This is a genomic window from Streptomyces sp. 13-12-16, assembly GCF_002114215.1.
Classification (GTDB): Bacteria; Actinomycetota; Actinomycetes; order Streptomycetales; family Streptomycetaceae; genus Streptomyces.
On record NZ_NCTE01001073.1, the window covers coordinates 1 to 1,158 of the forward strand.

Sequence of the window (1,158 nt, forward strand, 5' to 3'; positions counted from 1 at the left end):
GGCGGGGGACGTCGAAGGGGGCGGCCACCTTGTGGTGGTCGCCCCCTTCGGGGAGTTTCAGTCGGGCTAGTGGCCGCCCTGTTCGTCGCGGCGGCGTTGCCAGCGTTCCTCGATGCGGTCCATCATCGAGCGGCGTTGTCTGGCCTGGCGGCCCGCCTGTGGCGCGCCCGTCGCGCCGACGGCCTGCTCTCCCGGCTTGGGTGCCTTGCGCCAGCCGGTCACCGCGAGAACCGCGCAGCCCAGCATCACGAGGAATCCCACCACACTGAGCCAGACCTGCTGGGCGACCATACCGGCCATGAGGAGCGCAATACCCACGAGGAAGCCCGCGACCGCCTGGTAGACCCGTCGCCGGGTGTACGTACGCAGCCCGCTTCCCTCGAGCGCCGTCGCGAACTTGGGATCTTCGGCGTACAGCGCTCGCTCCATTTGCTCGAGCATGCGCTGCTCGTGCTCCGAGAGCGGCACGGAGTCCTCCTCATCGTGCAGTCGCCGGGGCGACCCGGGGGGTCCCTTCAGGATAGGCAGGGAATCGCCCCCGTGAAACCCGCCCCTCTGCGCCAATTGGCCAACCGGTACCAGCCATCACGTCCCGGCCCACTGAGGCTTCTCATTCCCCGGCGGCCGGCCCGTCATGCCGGGCGGTCTCCCTCGATCATACGGCGCCAAGCCGCCATTCGGGGGGCCTGTGGCGCACTCCATGCGCGGCGGGGCCACCGGACGCGTCGCTGATCAGCGGCGCGTCCCGGCAGCCGCTCAGACCTCCGGGGTCCCCCGCGTCTCACCGAGCACATGAAGTTGCGTGGCCACGGAGTGGAAGGCGGCGAGCTCGGCCGCCGCGGCCTCCAGCTTCAGCAGCGCGTCCAGGGCTCCGGGCTCGGTGTCGACGAGCACGCCGGGAACGAGGTCGGCGAAGACCCGCACGCCGTGCACGGCGCCGACCGTCAGGCCCGCGCCCTCCACGAGCGCGGTGAGCCGGTCGGCGGTGAAGCGTCGCGGCACGGGGTCGCCGGTGCCCCATCGGCCGTCCGGGTCGTCGAGCGCCTGCTTGGCCTCCGTGAAGTGACCGGCGAGGGCGCGGGCGAGCACGGCGCCGCCGAGGCCCGCGGCGAGCAGGCTGAGGACGCCGTCGGGGCGCAGGGCCGCCACCGCGTTGCG

At 72.8% G+C, this 1,158-nt stretch carries 1 protein-coding gene and 1 pseudogene; both read right to left on the reverse strand.

From position 1 onward, the window contains the following. Positions 1–66: 66 nt before the first annotated feature. Entirely contained in the window at positions 67–468 is a 402-nt protein-coding gene (locus B7767_RS35445; RefSeq protein WP_085575646.1) for a DUF3040 domain-containing protein, read from the reverse strand. A 288-nt stretch (positions 469–756) separates the two neighbouring features. Next, positions 757–1,158 (reverse strand): annotated as a pseudogene (locus tag B7767_RS35450) (SAM-dependent methyltransferase); the annotation flags it as partial.